Genomic DNA, 17,298 nt, shown 5'->3' on the forward strand with positions numbered 1-17,298 from the left:
ACAGATCGGGTTAGCCAAAAAGTGTCAATCTACGGAAATCAGGGTCATCGAACATGAAAAACAGCATCTTAGTATTAGGGGTAATTGCCTCGGCTGGCTTCGGCTTTTTCCAGGCAGGCAGCACCAGCGCTTTAGCGATCGCCCCACAACATTCATCAGCCAGCAGTTTGACGGCTTGGGAGAGTCGTCCCGACTTTAACTACACTGGAACGAATGAGGATGGGGAGCAAGAAGAGGTAAAAACGCGTAAAGGCAGGAAATAATTGGCGCGATTGTGTGGTTCGCTCTGATGCGGTTGTGGTTGTAGTTGTGGTGCTTGTTGTCCCAACCGCCTCTGATCGAGGCGGTTAAAACTCGATCCCAAGATCAGTCTACCTAATCCCAGGGGTGGGGATCAGTTTCAGAGAACGGTGGATGGGAAAATAAATAGGTAAGGCGAGTCTGTCGGTGGAGTTTCCCCGCCTATCAACTTCCTTACCTTCTGATGTTCGGGATTTGGATCTGGCACAATCGTATTTCATCTCGTAAAAACCCAATGGAAAATACTCTCGAAACTACCCGCAGACAGCGCGTATTGACAAGAACCCAGGAACGGCGTCAGGCAACACCCAAAGAAAAACAGTTAATTCATCTGCTAGCCAATATGGCTTGCAGTTTGATTAAATACGACTACAAACACGCAGCGGGCAAGGGCACCCTCCCGCCTTCGGAAAGCAAGCGTTTAGCGGAATGGCACTACCTGCGAGTTCAGCAAATTCGCCGGATCGAACGCTCATTGGAGCCTGTAGCGACCCTTAAGCGCGTGTACTACAAGAGCATCCTCAGTCCGAGAGATCTGAAGTCTTTGAAACTTCTGTGGCTGGAGGAGGACAAAAACCGTGTCAAACGGGTCGATCCTGAGTTGGACGACATCCTTAGCGAAGCTTTGGATCGGGGAGATACTTTAAAACAGCTATTTCACTCGATCGAAGTCAAAGAACGCACCTTTTCTGAAACTCCTCGCCCCGGCGCCGTCCCGCTGTGGGTCAAAGAGTGGGAAGACTCGGAATATGACATAAACTTTTTTCCGCCTTCGTTCTCTGCATGGGTTTCGATCGTGGACGACTAGGTTCAAGAAAAACTCTTTGACATAGCATCGATTGTAAATTTCAGATGGTAGACTTATTTGCTATTGCTGCCATTGGCGAAAAGTGTACGGGCGATCGATCGGCTAAACTAGGCAGCGTGGCGCGCAGGCATCCGAGTACAGAGAAGTGAATCCGAGTCAGTACCATTGTACAATGGGGGAAAACCAGGGCTTCAGCTAATAGCTGATAGCTGATAGCTGATAGCTAATAGTTTCTCATGACTGACTCGATTTCTACTTCTCCTCTAGACTCGGCGGCCGATACAGCCGAACTCCGCTCTCAGTTGAGGTCTGGTTCGGAAAAAGCTCAACTGCAACTGCTGCAACAACAAATAGCAGATTCCGGTTGGGATGTATTGATGGAATTTTTATTAGAGCGCAAGTCAGAGGCACCGACTGCGGTAATGGGTAAGGCTTACCAAATTCTTTACAGTGCTAATTCTCCGAGAGCGACGGAGTTTTTGCAAGCGAATTTTCCGACTGGGGTTGTGCCGCTGCGATCGGACTCTAACATTGATTACACTCCGCTGCAACAATTATTGGCGTTACAGGAATTTCAAGAAGCCGATCGCTTGACTTTAGACAAGCTTTGTGAATTAGCGGGTGATACAGCTTCCGTGAGAAAGTGGCTGTATTTTACGCAAGTTGAGAGTTTGCCGGTGGCGGATTTGCAAACAATTAATACGCTGTGGAAAGTTCATTCTGAAGGCAAATTTGGCTTTTCAGTGCAGCGGGAAATTTGGCTAAGTTCTGGCAAGAATTGGGATAAATTGTGGCCACTAATAGGCTGGAAGAAGGGGAATAATTGGACGCGGTATCCGCAAGAGTTTATTTGGGATTTGAGCGCGCCGAGGGGTCATTTGCCGCTGTCGAATCAGTTGCGGGGAGTGCAGCCTTTTGCAGCTTTGATGGCTCATCCTGCCTGGTTGAAGTGAATGGTTTTGGGGCTTTTGGAGAATGCGGGCCGGGTGGATGTTCGGCCCGACATTTGTTGGTGAGGGGGTGTGGGATCTGACGGTAACAACCGCGTCAAAACATAAATAGGGCTTGCTGAATAAGTTAGAGGATGTTTTAAAAGTGGGGGGCTATTGTAAGAAAGCTCACAAAGCTTAAGCTGAGATTTGTAGATAACAGCAATTTGTGAGCAAATGACGTGCAGCATATCCTAACAACTTGACGTGGGAACAGTGGGAACTAATAGCAGACCTGTTTCCAGAAGCTTGCGCCCGGTGTCCTCGCACAGTATCGATTTATGCCGTGATAAATGCAATCCTCTATGTAGGGCTTGCTGAATAAGGAATGATTAATTTTTAAATAGTGGTTCTTGATAAAGCGGCACAGTAAAAGTAACAGTAGCTCCGAGTCCTTCCCCCATACTGTAAAAGTTTACTGTACCCCCCATTGCTTCTACCAGTTTTTGAGAAATAGCCAACCCCAAACCGGTGCCTCCGTATTGTCTGGTACGATCGCCATCCACCTGAAAAAACGACTCAAATAATTTATCCTGCTTGTCGAGAGAAACGCCAATGCCAGTATCAGCGACTCGGATTTTCACCATTCCGGGGAACTGCTGGTTGTGAACAGTCACCTTTTTCTTAATAACCTCGGCACTGATGCGAATTCCCCCTTCCCCGGTAAATTTAATCGCATTGCCCGTGAGGTTCAAGATTACCTGAAGCAGGCGTTGGTAGTTGCCGTACACAATAATCTCGTCCTCCACAGGGGGTTTTTGGATTTGAAATTGCAATCGCTTTTGCTCGACTTGAACCCGTGTAAAATTCTCAACTTGTTGCAACAGTTCACCGAGTTTGACGGGAGCGAGGTCTAACTCCATTTTGCCAGCTTCGATTTTAGCGACATCCAAAATATCGTTAATCACATTGAACAAATGTACTGCTGATCGGTAAGCTTCTTCGATAAATTGGTGCGCTTCTTCCGGGTCATCTGCCATGCCGTCCATAAGCAGTTTTAGGAAGCCGAGGATGCCGTTGAGGGGGGTGCGGAGTTCGTGAGAAGTATTAGCAAGAAATTGACTTTTAAGTTGGGAAAGAGCTACGGCTTCGGCGCGAGCCTGTTCTAATTCTTGGTAAAGTGTAGCGTGGGCAATCGCACTGCCGACTTGAGCCACTAACTCGCGGGCGAATTCGAGTTCGACTGGACTCCATTTCGGGGAACTGCCGCAGCGGTGCAAACATATCAGTGCATTGGGTTGGTCTTCATAGGAGGTAGCTGCTACGAGCACAGAATGGCGGTGGAAGGGATCGGCGGCAGGGGAGGCGTAATCGACTGCTACTGGTTTTAAGGTAGCTAAAGTTTGAATCCACCCTGGCTGTTCGGCTGCGCGCAGTTCTACTCCCAGCATAGAAGAGTAAGCTTCTTGCCGGTACTCAGCTACTACTTTAAAAGTTTTCGATTGGAGATTTTCGATTTGAGTTGGAGAAAGCGGAGGCGAGGGGTAGCTAGCTATTGACTGTTGTAATTCGGCTGCGGCGGTCGATCTTTGCTGATTTTCGGAGGCGAGGAAGGGGGATGTTTCGAGATTTTCGCTGTCTTTTTTGTAGGAACAGATGATGCAGCGACTCGCGTTTAAAACTTGACCCAAGCTGTTAACAGTTTGCTGCCAAATGGTGGCTAAATCTAGGGTTTTGTGCAGGTTTTGAGCGATTTGGGAGATGACTTTACGATCGATTTCCGAGTACGGAGGGAGCGATCGACCGGGGATACGGCTCGCTGGAAGCGACATTTGTTGGCGGGCGTCCAAGGGGGATGGCAAAGCTCGATAGAGCATGAATTCTGGGGAGTCGGGCCGTCTGTCTGTGGGTTTGTCAGACAGCAGCCTTCCCATAACTAAGACTTTTGTAGCTTTGCCGTTTGAGTCGATCGCCGGAGTGAGTGTCAAATCAAAGAGAAAATATTGTCCGGCGTGGCAAAAGGGATAGCTGAACCGTTGCGGTACGAGGGTTTCGAGCGTCCGCCGCACGATATCGAGATAAGGCGCTGGGGCGATAGGTTGCAGGGTTTCGCTGAGGGGGCGATCGACAAGTTGTTCTGCTGTGAGGTTGTACTGCTCGGCTTTTTGCCAGTAAAAAGATAGATATCGACCAGAGGCGTCTTGGGTAAATACTAATTCTGCTCCTAACTCTTGAAAAAAAACTGTAGAGGCGAGGCTCGATCGCCGAAAATCTGTGTTAGAGTCCATCAGAGTAGGGGATGAAAGTAGTTCGGATTTTGGAGTCTTGAGTTTTTAATAAATATCTCAAGACTCCCCATTTTTGGGGGCTTCTACTGTTAATTTGTGAGTTAGTAATCAATTAAAAAGTTGTTGGCTTTTTAATTAAAACATTAATCGCTAAAAACTCACAATTAGCAAAAATTTTAGGCTTCTCTTATTGATTTTTGAGTAATAAATGAACTCATAAAATATTAATTATTTAATTCTGAACTCAATTCAAAACTCAAAACTATTCGTTCTCAGCCGTTTTGGGTAATTTAAAGATAAAAATTAAGATTGAGAAATTAGGAATCTGCACCGATTAACTATCAAGTGTGAAAATTACGCCAAAATATGAGGCTGCGAACAACTCTAGTCCGGGAATGGCTCACGCATTTTTTCACTCACCTGGAATAGTTCCGAGGTTGTGATTTAGCCGAGTTCACTCGCCCACCACCTGTAGCTTTAGCCACGAAATCTGCAGGAGATCGCCCGCGCGCTCTAAATTTCACAGCCTGCAGATTTGCGCGCGCTGTCTGGGGCGAGAGTACCTCAGTCGTTCCATTCACCACGCGGTGGGACTGGGGGGTTGCGGCGTAAACTCAGAGCCAGCTCGTCTTCGCGGCGCTCGCCTCTGAGCCACTGCTTGATTGCTGTTTCAATGACTTTGCTGGGGTCATTCGTCAAGTGCTTAATTTGGTCTAGCAGTTCAGAATCTATATGGATAGATAGTTCCACTTTTTCTGACGAACTGTGGGAGGGTATACTTGACTGGCTCATAGTTAAAAAATCCTAGTTTTAATTCTTAAGTTTCAATTCTTTTGATGACAACCGACTGGACTAGATATTTGCAGTCCCTGATTTGCACCCAACCTTTCCTCAACCGCTTAACCGCTTTCTGTACAATGAGACAGAGAAAAGTTTTTTCCTTTTGGGTGTCCGGGCTCGGTCGGACACTTGAAAGGCTAATAACTGATACTCTTGAGGTTTGCCTCAGTTGTGGTTTCATCTCAATCCCCAGTAAGAGGTTGAAGTAAGCACTCGACTCTTGCTTGTGTAATCATACAACAAAAAGTATCCTTTGCCGATTAGCTCTTAGATAAAAAACATGACTAACGTCCCTGTATCTCGCATTCGTAATTTTTCGATTATTGCTCACATCGACCACGGAAAATCGACCTTGGCCGATCGCCTGTTGCAGGCGACTGGGACTGTGCAGGCACGGGAGATGAAGGAGCAGTTTTTAGACAATATGGATCTCGAACGCGAACGCGGCATTACGATCAAGCTGCAAGCGGCTCGGATGAATTATACTGCCAAGGACGGTCAGGAGTACGTGCTGAATCTGATCGACACTCCCGGACACGTGGACTTTTCTTACGAGGTGTCGCGATCGCTCGCTGCTTGCGAAGGGGCGCTGCTGGTGGTAGACGCATCTCAAGGCGTGGAAGCACAAACCCTGGCAAATGTCTACCTTGCCTTGGGAAACAATCTGGAAATTATTCCTGTTTTAAATAAAATTGACCTGCCGGGGGCAGAACCGGAACGGGTAAAAGGGGAAATTGAAGAAATTATCGGTCTGGACTGTAGCGGGGCGATTGAGGCTTCGGCTAAGGAAGGAATTGGTATAGATGAGATTTTGGAGTCGATCGTCGAATTAGTACCGCCGCCGCAGGATACTGTTGACAAACCGCTCAGGGCGCTAATTTTTGACAGTTATTACGACCCTTATCGCGGGGTAATTGTGTATTTCCGGGTGATGGACGGAAGTGTCAAAAAGGGCGATCGAGTTTTGTTGATGGTTTCGGGTAAGGAATATGTCATCGATGAATTGGGCATCCTTTCACCGACTCAAGTTCAAGTAGACGAACTGCACGCCGGGGAAGTTGGTTATCTGGGCGCGGCAATTAAAGCAGTAGCTGATGCTCGCGTCGGCGATACGATTACTTTGGTCAAAAAGCCTGCACCGGAGCCTTGGCCGGGTTATACAGAGGCAAAGCCGATGGTTTTTTGCGGCTTGTTCCCGATCGATGCTGACCAATTTCCAGATTTGCGGGAAGCTTTAGAAAAACTCGAACTTAACGATGCGGCGCTTTCTTACGAACCGGAAACTTCGAGTGCGATGGGATTTGGTTTCCGCTGCGGTTTTTTGGGTTTGTTGCACATGGAAATTGTGCAAGAAAGACTGGAGAGAGAATACAATTTGGATTTGATTGTTACGGCTCCTTCTGTGGTTTATCAAATCACAACAATTAAAGGGGAAGTGTTAACAATTGACAATCCCAGCCACTTGCCCGATCCTCAGTATCGCGAGAAAATTGAGGAACCTTATGTGCGGGTAGAAATGCTGTCGCCGGAAACTTATGTGGGCGCGCTGATGGAACTCTCTCAAAGTCGGCGGGGCATTTTTATGGATATGAAGTATTTAAGTCAAGGCCGAACTACGCTGGTTTACGAGTTGCCTTTGGCGGAGGTGGTGACTGACTTTTTTGACCAAATGAAATCGCGATCGCGCGGTTATGCGAGCATGGAGTATCACCTCATCGGTTATCGCGAAAATCCGTTGGTGAAAATGGACATTTTAATTAATGGCGATCCGGTTGATGCTTTGGCGATGATCGTACATCGCGATAAGGCTTATAATGTGGGCCGCGGATTGACAGAAAAACTCAAGGAGTTGATTCCCCGCCACCAATTTAAGGTGCCAATTCAAGCGACAATTGGCGCGAAGGTGATTGCTTCGGAACACATTCCGGCTTTGCGGAAGGATGTGTTGGCGAAGTGTTACGGCGGTGATATTTCGCGGAAGAAGAAGTTGCTGCAAAAGCAGGCGAAGGGTAAGAAGCGGATGAAGTCTGTTGGTACTGTGGATGTGCCGCAGGAGGCTTTTATGGCTGTGCTGAAGCTCGATCGAGATTCGTAATCTCTGTGGCTTTTTGTCAGGAACAGGCAAGATGCCTGTTCCACAAAGAGTTTGTTTTCTTGTGGGATGGGCATCTTGCCCGTCCATGTGGGGATCCAGAAACTCTTTGTCGGAGTGCGTCCAGGAGTGTTTAAATCCAGATAAATACAAATAGTTAGGGAAGTTAGATTAAGAGCTATTCCCTATGGGATAGCTACGCTTCACGCACTTTTGGGGATTAAGGGCGATCGCACTGTGGCATAATAAAGTTTAGTTTTCAGAGTCCGAATTTCTCAAATAGAATTAGGAACAATATGACAGCGCAGCCAGACTGCTCGATAATGCGCCGATAAAGTTCTAAGATTTATGTTAAAGTTAGATAGCGCATTACGCGAGCTTTTGGTAAAGTTCAGCATTCTTTTTGAGGACGTATTCCATAGCATTTTGGAACGATGTTTCTGGTGGTGCGAGCAAGTTTTCAGCACCGGCAATCAGTAATGCTTCTAGGGAAACGCCGAGGCGGTTGGCAGTTTCTTGGAGCTTGTGCAGGCGATCGTCTGGAATTGTGATGGTAATGGTTTGCATTCTGTTTGTGGCTGTGACGATACTCTGAGTGTAGCACGTCAACTGTCTGAGCAGGAGTTAGGGTTTTTGAAAGAGCGATCGCACTTTTAAACATGAAGGGCGATCGCCTTTTTGCAAATAAACTATCAGAGATTACTCATCATTATCATCATCATCATTATTTTGAACTACCTTACTACTTAAAAGTCCGACAATCGCACCCACACCCATATTCCAAGTGCTATTGCAAGTCTCAAAAATGCGCTCTCGTTGGGGAGATGGCCGATCTTCCGTACTAATCCAGAAAGAGACTCCTCCAGAAAAGAAGGTAATACAGACAACAGTGGCGAAGACGTACTGGAAAGGAGAGGGAGATTGAGGACGAGTGTTTTTACGAGTCATTTTAGTAGATTTGGGTTTAGCAGGTGTCATATTTGGTTTAGCTTTCATAATTGCTACTTTCTTATTGGATATGTTTTAATCTTAAAATGTAAAACCTTGAAAGTCAGCCTGTGTATAGGTTTCAGTTAGTATGAGTTTGGTATGCGTTTAGGATGCGTTTGGTTGGCGATCGCTTGCTACAATAGTTAAAACGTTCGTAACTTAGCTATGGCAGAGCGATCGATCGCAGCATCTGACGCAGGAATTGAAAAAGCAAAAACAGCTCTCACAGACAAAGGCTGGAGTCGCCAAAACTTAGCCGATCGTGTTGTGATGGGGGAAGACAAAAGTCTAAAGGAAGGCATCGATATTCAAACAGTTCATAAATTTTTCACCCAGAAGGGTGTCATGCCCCAGTATTTTGTTGCAATTTGCAATACTTTAGGATTGGATTGGCAAGAAATTAAAAAGCTTAATACAACCACATCGCCCCAAACATCCTTACCAAATGACAATCCAACCGCAGAAGTAGAACAACCAAATATCAACCACAATAATCCCTTTATTCCCCAGCATGGCAAGATAGACGATCCGAATTTTTTCTTTGGCAGAGAACGGGAAATTCGGCGGGTATTCGAGACGCTGAATAGTGGCAGTAATGTAGCAGTAATTGGCGAAAGCGCGATCGGCAAAAGTTCTCTGCTGCAAGCTATTTACCGAGAAGCACCAAATCAACTGCGTTATGCACGCCAACCCATTTACATCGATTTGCAAATTGTTTGCGATGAAGATGACTTTTATGGCGATTTATGCCACAAAGCAGGTATCGAGAAAGCGAAAGGAGGTAATCTGTCACGGGCTTTAGAATCGAACCCGCTGCTGTTGCTTTTAGATGAAGTCGAGAATATGAAATGGGATGGATTTACTAATCCAACACGCAGCTTATTGCGGGGTTTGACTGAGGGATCTAACCCACCTTTGCGTCTAGTTATCGCCGCCCGCACCTCTCTAGATATCCTATTTCCTGGAACAAATATGACATCTCCTTTCAAAGGACATGAGGAAACTCTGAAGCAATGGGATGAAAAAACCAGCCGCGAATTTATTGCTAGTCGCCTCCAGGCTTCCTGGTTAACACCTGTTGCTGGGCCCGTGAATTTTACTGAGGCAGAAATTGCGGAGTTAATTGCTGAAAGTGGCGGCTATCCTCAGAAATTGATGCAGTTGTGCAATCAAACTTATGCCCGTTATATCAACTAGGACTTACACATGGGGGCCCAGAAACCGGGTTTTTTACGAAAATATTTCGTTAGAGCACCGCAGATTCGGTAAAAAACCCGGTTTCTCACCACCCGTGCGTAAGTCCTGTTTATTCATTCCCACCTATTTATGAGTCAAAACGATCGCCCTGTTCCTCGGTTAGATTTAGCTCCCAAACTAAAGCGTCCTCTTTCTTTGTGGAATCCTTTAGATTACCTGCGATTATTATATTGGGTGTTTTACTTCCCTCAAGCTTTGCGGTGGTACGAGTCTACGTTTGGGGGTGAATCTAATTTAGAAGATGCCAAAACCTGGCGAGAAAAGTGGGAATTGTTGCGTCAAAATCCCGTCCCGCGTCAGTTGATTCTACAAGCCTTGGTCTTAATCATTGTTATCTCTATAGGTTTTAATATACTTCTTGAACACATAGGCGTTCCTATCAATTGGTCCGGCATGGCGTTGGGCGTGGCGTTAGGCATGGTATCAGCCGTGGTGTCGGGCGTGGTGTCGGGCGTGTTGTCAAGCGTGTTGTCAAGCGTGGCGTGGGGCGTGTTGTCAAGCGTGGCGTGGGGCGTGTTGTCAAGCGTGGTGTCAGGCGTGGTGTCCGGCCGGGTGTCAGTCGTGGTGTCAGGCGTGGCGTGGGTTGTGGCGTGGGTTGTGGCGTGGGTCGTGGCATTGGGCGTGGTGTCCGGCCGGGTGTCAGGCAAGGCGTTGGGCGGGACGTTGGGCGGGGCGTTCGGCGTCATGTTCGGCCTGTTGGCATTAATTATGACCTTCAATATGGCATTTGGCGTGACGTCCGAAGTTATCAAAGTGGCGTTCGGCGGGATGTTGCGGGTGGCGTTGCACGTGGCGTTCGGCGGGGCGTTCGGCATGATGTTGGGCGTGGCGTTCGGCGCGGTGTTGGGCATGGTGTCAGGTGTGGTGTTCGGCGTGGTGTTGGGGGTGGCGTTCGCACGTCCTGAAAATTGGCTTTTCGCTCTACCGTTTACCCTACTCCAGCGTCAACAGCAAAATAGACAATTTCCTCACATTACCCCACTTCCCCTTCCCTACCTATCTTCGCAAATAGCTAATTGGCTGAGGCGGGATTGGGAAACAGGATTGCACAACATTAACCAATTACTACGATTTACCCTTCAGTTTATCCCTGTTGTTAAAGCTGTAAATCGCGTGCTAGCAGAGACACCAAAAGAACAACTGATCTATCGCGTCGCTCAATTATCCGAAGATCCTTCTGGTTGGATGTTAGTGCATTTTGCTTCAGCTTCTTTAAGTGAAGTAATGAAGTCAAAATCAGTAGAAAGTTTTTTATTCATACCTTGGAAACAACAAATACAAGAGCGTTTTCAAACGGAAATTCGTTTAAATACTCCTGCCCGTGCCTCTGCCGCTGGTTTCTGGTATCTCCACGAGCAAAAGCCACACAAAGCTACAAAAGCTTTTGCTATGGTGCGAACTCTTTTTTATGGAGAAGAGATGTTTACCTTAGCAATAATTCTAACAACTTTTGACCAATTTTTTTACACAATCCGATCACTAGCCGAGATTGCTTCCCTGAAGCTACCACCTTCCCCAAATCCACCTCTGCTGCGCGAGACTACTTGGAAAACAATTGCTTCTCTACGGCGGGTAATTGACGATGTTCAAGTTGTGCAGAATAGCGTATCTCGTTCTGCCCGTTCCTTTGCCCTGAACCGAGCATTAGGTGAACTTGAAACTATCCTCGATACTCCAGATATTCTACCACAAGCTGAACGAAATTTAATTATTGAAACCGCCCAAAGCTGGCAAGAATCTTTACTGCAAGTCACAGGAAAAATCGGAGATATTTCGATTACTCAACCTGTCACTAATCCCTATGTAATTGGTGATCCAGTCCAAGGCAATCTATTTGTCGGGCGCGAAGACATCATCAGACAGCTAGAGGAGTTGTGGGTAAAAGGCAATCCGGTTCAATCTGTGGCTCTCTACGGTCATCGGCGGATGGGAAAAACTTCGATTTTGTTGAATGCTAGCAACTGCTTAGGCTCAAAAGTACAGGTAGCTTATGTCAATTTGCTGCGGATAGGAGATTGTTCTCAAGGAGTCTGCGAACTGCTAATATTCATCACCGATGCCATTGCCAAAACAGTCAAGATTGCACCTCCTGCCGATCGCGATTTACTCGATTTACCCTATCTAACTTTTGGACGCTACATCGAACAAGTAATAGCAAATATAGAAGGTGGATTAATTATTGCTTTAGACGAGTTTGAAAAAATAGAAGAATTGATAGACGCTGGGAACATCAATCAAGATTTTATCGGTTTTTTGCGAGGGATGGTGCAAATGAGTTCTAAAGTAGCCTTTGCTTTTGCCGGATTGCACAGCTTGGATGAAATGACCCAGGATTATTTCAATCCTTTTTTTGCTAGCATTATCCCCATCCGAGTAGGTTTCCTGAGTCTAGGTGCAACTCGCCAAGTTTTAGCCAATCCCGATGATGATTTTCTCCTCGACTACAAACCAGGAGCCCTCGATCGCATTTATGAACTAACTCATGGCCAACCCTACCTCACGCAATTGGTAGGATTTCTGTTAGTCCGCCTCTACAACGACCAAGTATTTGAAATCGGGCGCCCCCGCGATTTAATGTTTACACTAGAAGACGTAGCAACAGTCATCAATGACCCGGAATTCTTCAGCCGAGGTCGCTACTATTTTACAGGAGTTTGGGGTCAAGCAGCGCAAGGCGCATCGGGACAACAGGAGATTTTAAAAGCCTTAGCACCTCACTTACAAGGAATGAATCTCGACACGCTGAGTCAAGAAACAGGGATGGATGAGACAATTTTACAGGAAGCACTAAAAACTCTCGAACGCCACGATGTGGTTCGAGAAATTGATGGTTGCTACTGTATTACTGTCGAACTATTTCGCCGCTGGGTTCAGATGTCATTTGGAGGGAAGGGATAGTTAGTTATCCCTTTGAGTATTCTGCGGTTGAAACCAATCCTACACAAACTCTCGTCCCAGCCGAGGGGGACTAAGAGACAAGCTATAAAATTAATATTACTATTAAGCCCAATATTTACATTATTGGCGGCCCTAAAGGTTCAAGTAAAACTAAAGTTCTCCTGAAATTATTACCTAATTTTTTAGATTGACATAATTTCTCTCATATTGCTTTTCAGATAAATCGGCCCTGGTTTTTTCAAATAAGCCAGTGAAGCGCAGCTATCCCCTAGGGCCTTGCCCAACCTCAGACCGAAGTCATCAAATAACCAATAACCGCTAACAAATAACATAACTAATGTCAAGAGTGTTTTTTCGGAAATATTAAAGCTTAAATAAAAATTGCTACCGACATTGGCGAATTATAGCACTTTGTTCCAAGTATTTGAAAATGCTAAGTTAATTAAAGATTTTATAAAAGTGACGCATAAGTCTTTACATTGTCGATCGCTATTTTGTTATTCTATTAGTAAGTTTCATTCGAGCGACTGAATTTTTGTACTCCAGTCCTACCCCTAAACAGAACGGCAGTTTCCACAATGAGAATTTTAGTCACAGGCGGTGCGGGTTTCCTCGGTTCCCACCTAATCGATCGCTTAATGGCCCAAGGACACGAGGTAGTCTGCCTGGATAATTTTTACACCGGGACTAAACGCAATATCCTCAAATGGCTGGACAACCCGTATTTTGAGCTAATCCGCCACGACATCACGGAACCGATTCGGTTAGAGGTAGATCAGATTTACCATCTGGCTTGTCCCGCTTCCCCCATACACTATCAGTACAACCCTGTCAAGACAATTAAAACAAACGTCATCGGCACGATGAATATGTTGGGATTGGCAAAACGGGTAAAAGCAAGATTTTTTCTCGCTTCCACTTCCGAAGTGTACGGAGATCCTGACGTACATCCACAAACAGAAGATTATCGCGGCAACGTTAATTGTATCGGGATCAGATCGTGTTATGACGAAGGGAAGCGAGTAGCTGAAACCTTATCTTTTGATTACCACCGTCAAAATGGGGTAGACATTCGAGTTGTCCGAATTTTCAATACCTACGGCCCCCGGATGTTGGAAAATGACGGCAGAGTAGTGAGCAATTTTATTGCTCAAGCTTTGCGGAATCAACCACTGACTGTATACGGCGACGGTTCCCAAACACGTAGTTTTTGCTACGTTTCTGATTTGGTGGAAGGATTCATTCGTTTGATGAATAGCGACCAAATCGGGCCGATGAATCTGGGAAATCCCGGCGAATACACTATATTGGAACTGGCACAAAAAATTCAAAACACGATTAATCCAGGGGCAGAAATTATCTTTAAACCGCTGCCGGAAGACGACCCAAAACAGCGACAACCGGATATTACTCGTGCTAAAAATTGGTTGGGGTGGGAGCCAACTGTGCCGCTGGATCAAGGTTTAGAGTTGACTATAAAGGATTTTCGCGATCGCATTGAGGGAAACCAAAAGTAGAGACTGGGAGAGTGAGGGATGGAAAAAATCTTCCTTATTCCCAATTCCCAATTCCCAATTCCCAATTCCTACCTGATTTATTTACTAGCTTTGAGGAGATTTCTATGCAGGTTTGCGTCATCGGTACAGGATATGTTGGCTTAGTCACCGGCACTTGTTTGGCCCACATCGGCCACCACGTGATTTGCGTAGACAACAACGAAGAAAAAGTTAAATTAATGAAGTCTGGACAGTCGCCTATTTTTGAACCCGGACTGTCTGAATTAATGTCCTCTGCATCTGCGTCGGGCAATCTAGAATTTACTTCGGATTTAGCAGCAGGAGTGGCTCACGGGGATATTTTGTTTATTGCCGTGGGGACGCCTCCATTGCCTACTGGGGAAAGTGATACTCGCTACGTGGAAGCGGTTGCTCGTGGCATTGGAGCTCACCTCGACGGCGATTACAAAGTAATCGTAAACAAATCGACAGTTCCCATCGGTTCGGGGGATTGGGTGCGAAGAATTGTACTAGACGGTTTAGCAGAACGTCAAAAACCTCAAAGTGGTGAGGGCGCTACTGGTGAGGAAGTCGCAGCAAAAACAGGTGTTCAATTTGATGTGGTTAGCAACCCGGAGTTTTTGCGGGAGGGCTGTGCTGTTTTCGATACTTTTAATCCCGATCGCATTGTTCTTGGCAGCAACTCTCAGCGGGCTATGGATATGATGCTACAGTTATATCGGCCGATTGTCGATCGCAAGTTTGCAGAAAATCCGTCTTTGCCGGAGGTCCCTGTGGTGATGACGGATATCAGTTCAGCGGAGATGATTAAGTACGCAGCTAATGCTTTTTTAGCTACGAAGATTAGCTTTATTAATGAAGTTGCTAATATTTGCGATCGCGTCGGTGCAGATGTTAGTCAAGTTGCCCGAGGTATCGGCTTAGATTCACGGATTGGCAACAAGTTTCTCCAAGCTGGCATTGGTTGGGGCGGTTCTTGTTTCCCCAAAGATGTCTCGGCTTTAGTTCACACGGCTGAGGATTACGGTTACGAGGCGCATTTGCTAAAAGCAGCCGTGGAAGTTAACGAACGCCAGCGGTTGATTGCTATTGAAAAGTTGCAGCACGTTTTGAAGATTCTCAAAGGTAAAACCGTCGGACTTTTGGGTTTGACTTTCAAGCCGGATACTGACGATTTGCGAGATGCTCCGGCGCTGAATTTAATCGAGAGTCTGAACCGATTGGGAGCGAAAGTTAAAGCTTACGATCCGATTGTTTCTCAAACGGGGATGCGTCACGGTTTGTCGGGAGTTTTGGTAGAAACGGACCCGGAAAGGTTGGCAGACGGTTGCGATGCTTTGGTGTTAGTGACTGACTGGGAACAGTTTCGTAATTTAGATTACGAGAAAATGGCAAAGTTGATGAATCATCCGGTGATGATTGATGGTCGCAATTTCTTAGACAAGAAGGCTTTAGAAGCGGCTGGTTTCCAATATGTGGGGATTGGAAGGTAAAGAATGAGCGTGAAGTTGCGATCGCGATTATATCTTGAGGATAGCGATCGCAACTTATCCGTTAGGTAAGAATTCAGGCTGAGAGGGTGACAACCAAGGGAAAACCCAGACGGGGCAATTGTTTGAGATAATGGAGAAGTCGTAAAAAAGCGAGTGGCCTTGGGAGCCACCCCACAAAAAATACTAAAGAAATTATACCAAAAGTTATTACGAATCCACTTGAGCGAGAGTCAAGCACTCACCTTAGAACTCTTAGTTCTAATGCTTCAAAGCCATCGACAAGTCAGATTATCAAGATTGGCTAACATCTTTCCACAACCGATTCAATACAATAGTCGCGTCCGAAGTCTCCAGCGATTTCTTAAGCTCCCCCAGCTCTCGGCCAAGTTGCTGTGGTTTCCTATAATCAAAGTGGCTTTAAAGTCTGAATTTAGAGAGCAACGATTTAATAGAGCGCAACGGAGAAACCGTTCAAAATTAACATTCTCAACTAAAAAATATGTAGCCGTTGCTCTCGAAAGAACTCAATGGCGAGACCGGAATCTAATCATAGTCACTATAATTTGGGGCAATCATGCTTTGGAATGAAAAATCAATAACTTGATGAATTATTAGATATAATCAAGAACAAGGCTAGATCCCTGAGTTTACCAAAACACCAGAGCAACTTGCAACAGTTTTTTTATTACCGTACACTATTTTACCTTTAAACCCATGTTTTATTCGAGTTCAATTGCGTCTAAAATGAAGAAGTTTTATAACTCTTTATCAGAGAAGGATAAAAGAAGGTATGTAGGGATAGAGGCTCAAAAATTGGGCTGGGGTGGAATTAGCTATATAATACGACTTTGGGGATGTAGTCGAAATACCGTGGTTCATGGAATTGAAGATTTAAAAAAATGGAGCAACAGATAGAGACAGTCAAGAATTCAACAATTAGAAATTCTGGCGGTAGTAGAAAAAGTATTTTTTCTAGCCAAATCGGAATTGATGCCGAATTTTTATACGTTTTAAAATTTGCGACAGCCGGAGACCCAATGAATGAGTTAATTTAAGGGACTAATTTAACACATAAAGAAATAGCTTAGAGACTGGAGTCGGTCGGATCTATTATCAGTCTTCCCTACTAAATAAACTGTTAAAAAAGCATGAATATGTCAAGCAAAAAGCACAAAAAAAGCAAACAATAGGAACTAATAAAAATCGTAATGCTCAATTTTACAATATTGCCATACTCGACACATAGTATAGATGAAGCAAGTAATCCCCTTATTAGTTTTGATACCAAAAAGAAAGAAGTTTTAGGTAATTTGTATGGTCGCGGTACTCTTTATACAACCGAACCTGTCATTACTTTAGACCATGATTTTTGGAGTTTAGGTTGCGGGAAAGTTATTCCACATGGAATTTACGATTGCCAAAAAAATCGAGAGTATGTAACATTAGGTAACAGTAAGGATACCAGTAAATTTGGTTGTGAATCCATAAAACACTGGTGGAACAATTATGGAAAAGCTACCTATCCTAATCCCAATTCTATTTGAGCTAAGTGTGATGGTGGCGGCAGCAATAATGCTAATCACTATATCTTTAAACAAGATTTACAAAAGTTAGTAGACAAAACCGGAATTGAGCTTAAAATTGCTCGTTATCATCCCTATATATCTAAATATTAGAATCCCATTAAACATCGACTCTTCCCTCATATTACCAGAGCTGGTCAAGGAGTATTTTTTACAAGTCTAGATTTAGTCAAGAGTCTGACGGGGTGACAACCCCGTCAAAACATTGATAGAATGAAGGACATAACCCTTATACCCCTCTGAAAGAATGGTAGTTTATTACGCCTGATTCTCATTAATTCACTAATAATATCTTGACAAAAT

Annotated in this window: 12 protein-coding genes and 2 pseudogenes; 10 read left to right on the plus strand and 4 right to left on the minus strand. The window is 45.2% G+C overall.

Translation table 11 applies throughout. The features are described 5' to 3' along the window. The first annotated feature begins 53 nt into the window (after positions 1 to 53). From QUA24_RS16045 to QUA24_RS16055, 3 genes are all read left to right on the plus strand, one after another. A complete protein-coding gene (locus QUA24_RS16045) occupies positions 54 to 263 on the plus strand; it encodes a hypothetical protein (RefSeq protein ID WP_333066317.1) in 210 nt (69 codons plus the stop codon). 272 nt (positions 264 to 535) lie between these two features. Beyond that, positions 536 to 1,108 carry a hypothetical protein gene (locus QUA24_RS16050; protein ID WP_333175374.1) on the plus strand — a complete coding sequence of 191 codons (573 nt, stop codon included), beginning with the start codon at positions 536 to 538 and terminating at the stop codon, positions 1,106 to 1,108. A 236-nt stretch (positions 1,109 to 1,344) separates the two neighbouring features. Beyond that, positions 1,345 to 2,061 (plus strand): GUN4 N-terminal ARM-like repeat domain-containing protein, encoded by a 717-nt coding sequence (locus QUA24_RS16055; RefSeq protein WP_333230726.1) that lies wholly within the window; start codon positions 1,345 to 1,347, stop codon positions 2,059 to 2,061. A 368-nt stretch (positions 2,062 to 2,429) separates the two neighbouring features. Here the strand turns inward: QUA24_RS16055 and QUA24_RS16060 are convergent, their stop codons facing one another. Together QUA24_RS16060 and QUA24_RS16065 are read right to left on the minus strand one after the other, a co-directional pair. Continuing rightward, positions 2,430 to 4,325 carry an ATP-binding protein gene (locus QUA24_RS16060; RefSeq protein ID WP_333230727.1) on the minus strand — a complete coding sequence of 632 codons (1,896 nt, stop codon included), beginning with the start codon at positions 4,323 to 4,325 and terminating at the stop codon, positions 2,430 to 2,432. A gap of 564 nt (positions 4,326 to 4,889) precedes the next feature. Further along, complete coding sequence (locus QUA24_RS16065; protein WP_015176471.1) at positions 4,890 to 5,117, minus strand: type II toxin-antitoxin system CcdA family antitoxin; 228 nt, start codon at positions 5,115 to 5,117, stop codon at positions 4,890 to 4,892. 328 nt (positions 5,118 to 5,445) lie between these two features. On the opposite strand from QUA24_RS16065, the gene lepA reads away from it, so the two are divergent. Continuing rightward, positions 5,446 to 7,260 (plus strand): translation elongation factor 4, encoded by a 1,815-nt coding sequence (gene lepA / locus QUA24_RS16070; RefSeq protein WP_006632512.1) that lies wholly within the window; start codon positions 5,446 to 5,448, stop codon positions 7,258 to 7,260. Between the two features lie 366 nt (positions 7,261 to 7,626). On the opposite strand, the gene QUA24_RS16075 is transcribed toward lepA, so the two are convergent. Together QUA24_RS16075 and QUA24_RS16080 are read right to left on the minus strand one after the other, a co-directional pair. Further along, positions 7,627 to 7,824 (minus strand): DNA-binding protein, encoded by a 198-nt coding sequence (locus QUA24_RS16075; RefSeq protein ID WP_333230728.1) that lies wholly within the window; start codon positions 7,822 to 7,824, stop codon positions 7,627 to 7,629. Between the two features lie 132 nt (positions 7,825 to 7,956). Continuing rightward, positions 7,957 to 8,205 carry a hypothetical protein gene (locus tag QUA24_RS16080; RefSeq protein WP_333230729.1) on the minus strand — a complete coding sequence of 83 codons (249 nt, stop codon included), beginning with the start codon at positions 8,203 to 8,205 and terminating at the stop codon, positions 7,957 to 7,959. 207 nt (positions 8,206 to 8,412) lie between these two features. Between QUA24_RS16080 and QUA24_RS16085 the strand changes: the two genes are divergently transcribed. The 6 genes and pseudogenes from QUA24_RS16085 to QUA24_RS16110 all read left to right on the plus strand — a co-directional run bounded on the left by QUA24_RS16085 (position 8,413) and on the right by QUA24_RS16110 (position 17,088). Further along, positions 8,413 to 9,444: an nSTAND1 domain-containing NTPase gene (locus tag QUA24_RS16085; RefSeq protein WP_333230730.1), complete on the plus strand. Its 1,032-nt coding sequence runs from the start codon at positions 8,413 to 8,415 to the stop codon at positions 9,442 to 9,444. Positions 9,445 to 9,573: 129 nt separating this feature from the next. Next, positions 9,574 to 12,402 (plus strand): ATP-binding protein, encoded by a 2,829-nt coding sequence (locus QUA24_RS16090; RefSeq protein ID WP_333230731.1) that lies wholly within the window; start codon positions 9,574 to 9,576, stop codon positions 12,400 to 12,402. Between the two features lie 578 nt (positions 12,403 to 12,980). Then, entirely contained in the window at positions 12,981 to 13,919 is a 939-nt protein-coding gene (locus QUA24_RS16095; RefSeq protein WP_333038674.1) for a UDP-glucuronic acid decarboxylase family protein, read from the plus strand. 104 nt (positions 13,920 to 14,023) lie between these two features. Further along, a complete protein-coding gene (locus tag QUA24_RS16100; RefSeq protein WP_333230732.1) occupies positions 14,024 to 15,412 on the plus strand; it encodes a UDP-glucose/GDP-mannose dehydrogenase family protein in 1,389 nt (462 codons plus the stop codon). A 180-nt stretch (positions 15,413 to 15,592) separates the two neighbouring features. After that, positions 15,593 to 15,994 (plus strand): annotated as a pseudogene (locus QUA24_RS16105) (IS4 family transposase); the annotation flags it as partial. 626 nt (positions 15,995 to 16,620) lie between these two features. Beyond that, positions 16,621 to 17,088: pseudogene (locus QUA24_RS16110) on the plus strand (ISAzo13-like element transposase-related protein). Positions 17,089 to 17,298 lie beyond the last annotated feature (210 nt).

The sequence above is a fragment of the Microcoleus sp. Pol12B5 genome, from assembly GCF_036701335.1.
Classification (GTDB): domain Bacteria; phylum Cyanobacteriota; class Cyanobacteriia; order Cyanobacteriales; family Microcoleaceae; genus Microcoleus.

Bases quoted from the DNA above. Each gene is read 5' to 3' on its own strand.
- QUA24_RS16045 (WP_333066317.1), top strand. From the start codon at position 54: ATGAAAAACAGCATCTTAGTATTAGGGGTAATTGCCTCGGCTGGCTTC.
- QUA24_RS16050 (WP_333175374.1), top strand. From the start codon at position 536: ATGGAAAATACTCTCGAAACTACCCGCAGACAGCGCGTATTGACAAGA.
- QUA24_RS16055 (WP_333230726.1), top strand. From the start codon at position 1,345: ATGACTGACTCGATTTCTACTTCTCCTCTAGACTCGGCGGCCGATACA.
- QUA24_RS16060 (WP_333230727.1), bottom strand. From the start codon at position 4,325: ATGGACTCTAACACAGATTTTCGGCGATCGAGCCTCGCCTCTACAGTT.
- QUA24_RS16065 (WP_015176471.1), bottom strand. From the start codon at position 5,117: ATGAGCCAGTCAAGTATACCCTCCCACAGTTCGTCAGAAAAAGTGGAA.
- lepA (WP_006632512.1), top strand. From the start codon at position 5,446: ATGACTAACGTCCCTGTATCTCGCATTCGTAATTTTTCGATTATTGCT.
- QUA24_RS16075 (WP_333230728.1), bottom strand. From the start codon at position 7,824: ATGCAAACCATTACCATCACAATTCCAGACGATCGCCTGCACAAGCTC.
- QUA24_RS16080 (WP_333230729.1), bottom strand. From the start codon at position 8,205: ATGACTCGTAAAAACACTCGTCCTCAATCTCCCTCTCCTTTCCAGTAC.
- QUA24_RS16085 (WP_333230730.1), top strand. From the start codon at position 8,413: ATGGCAGAGCGATCGATCGCAGCATCTGACGCAGGAATTGAAAAAGCA.
- QUA24_RS16090 (WP_333230731.1), top strand. From the start codon at position 9,574: ATGAGTCAAAACGATCGCCCTGTTCCTCGGTTAGATTTAGCTCCCAAA.
- QUA24_RS16095 (WP_333038674.1), top strand. From the start codon at position 12,981: ATGAGAATTTTAGTCACAGGCGGTGCGGGTTTCCTCGGTTCCCACCTA.
- QUA24_RS16100 (WP_333230732.1), top strand. From the start codon at position 14,024: ATGCAGGTTTGCGTCATCGGTACAGGATATGTTGGCTTAGTCACCGGC.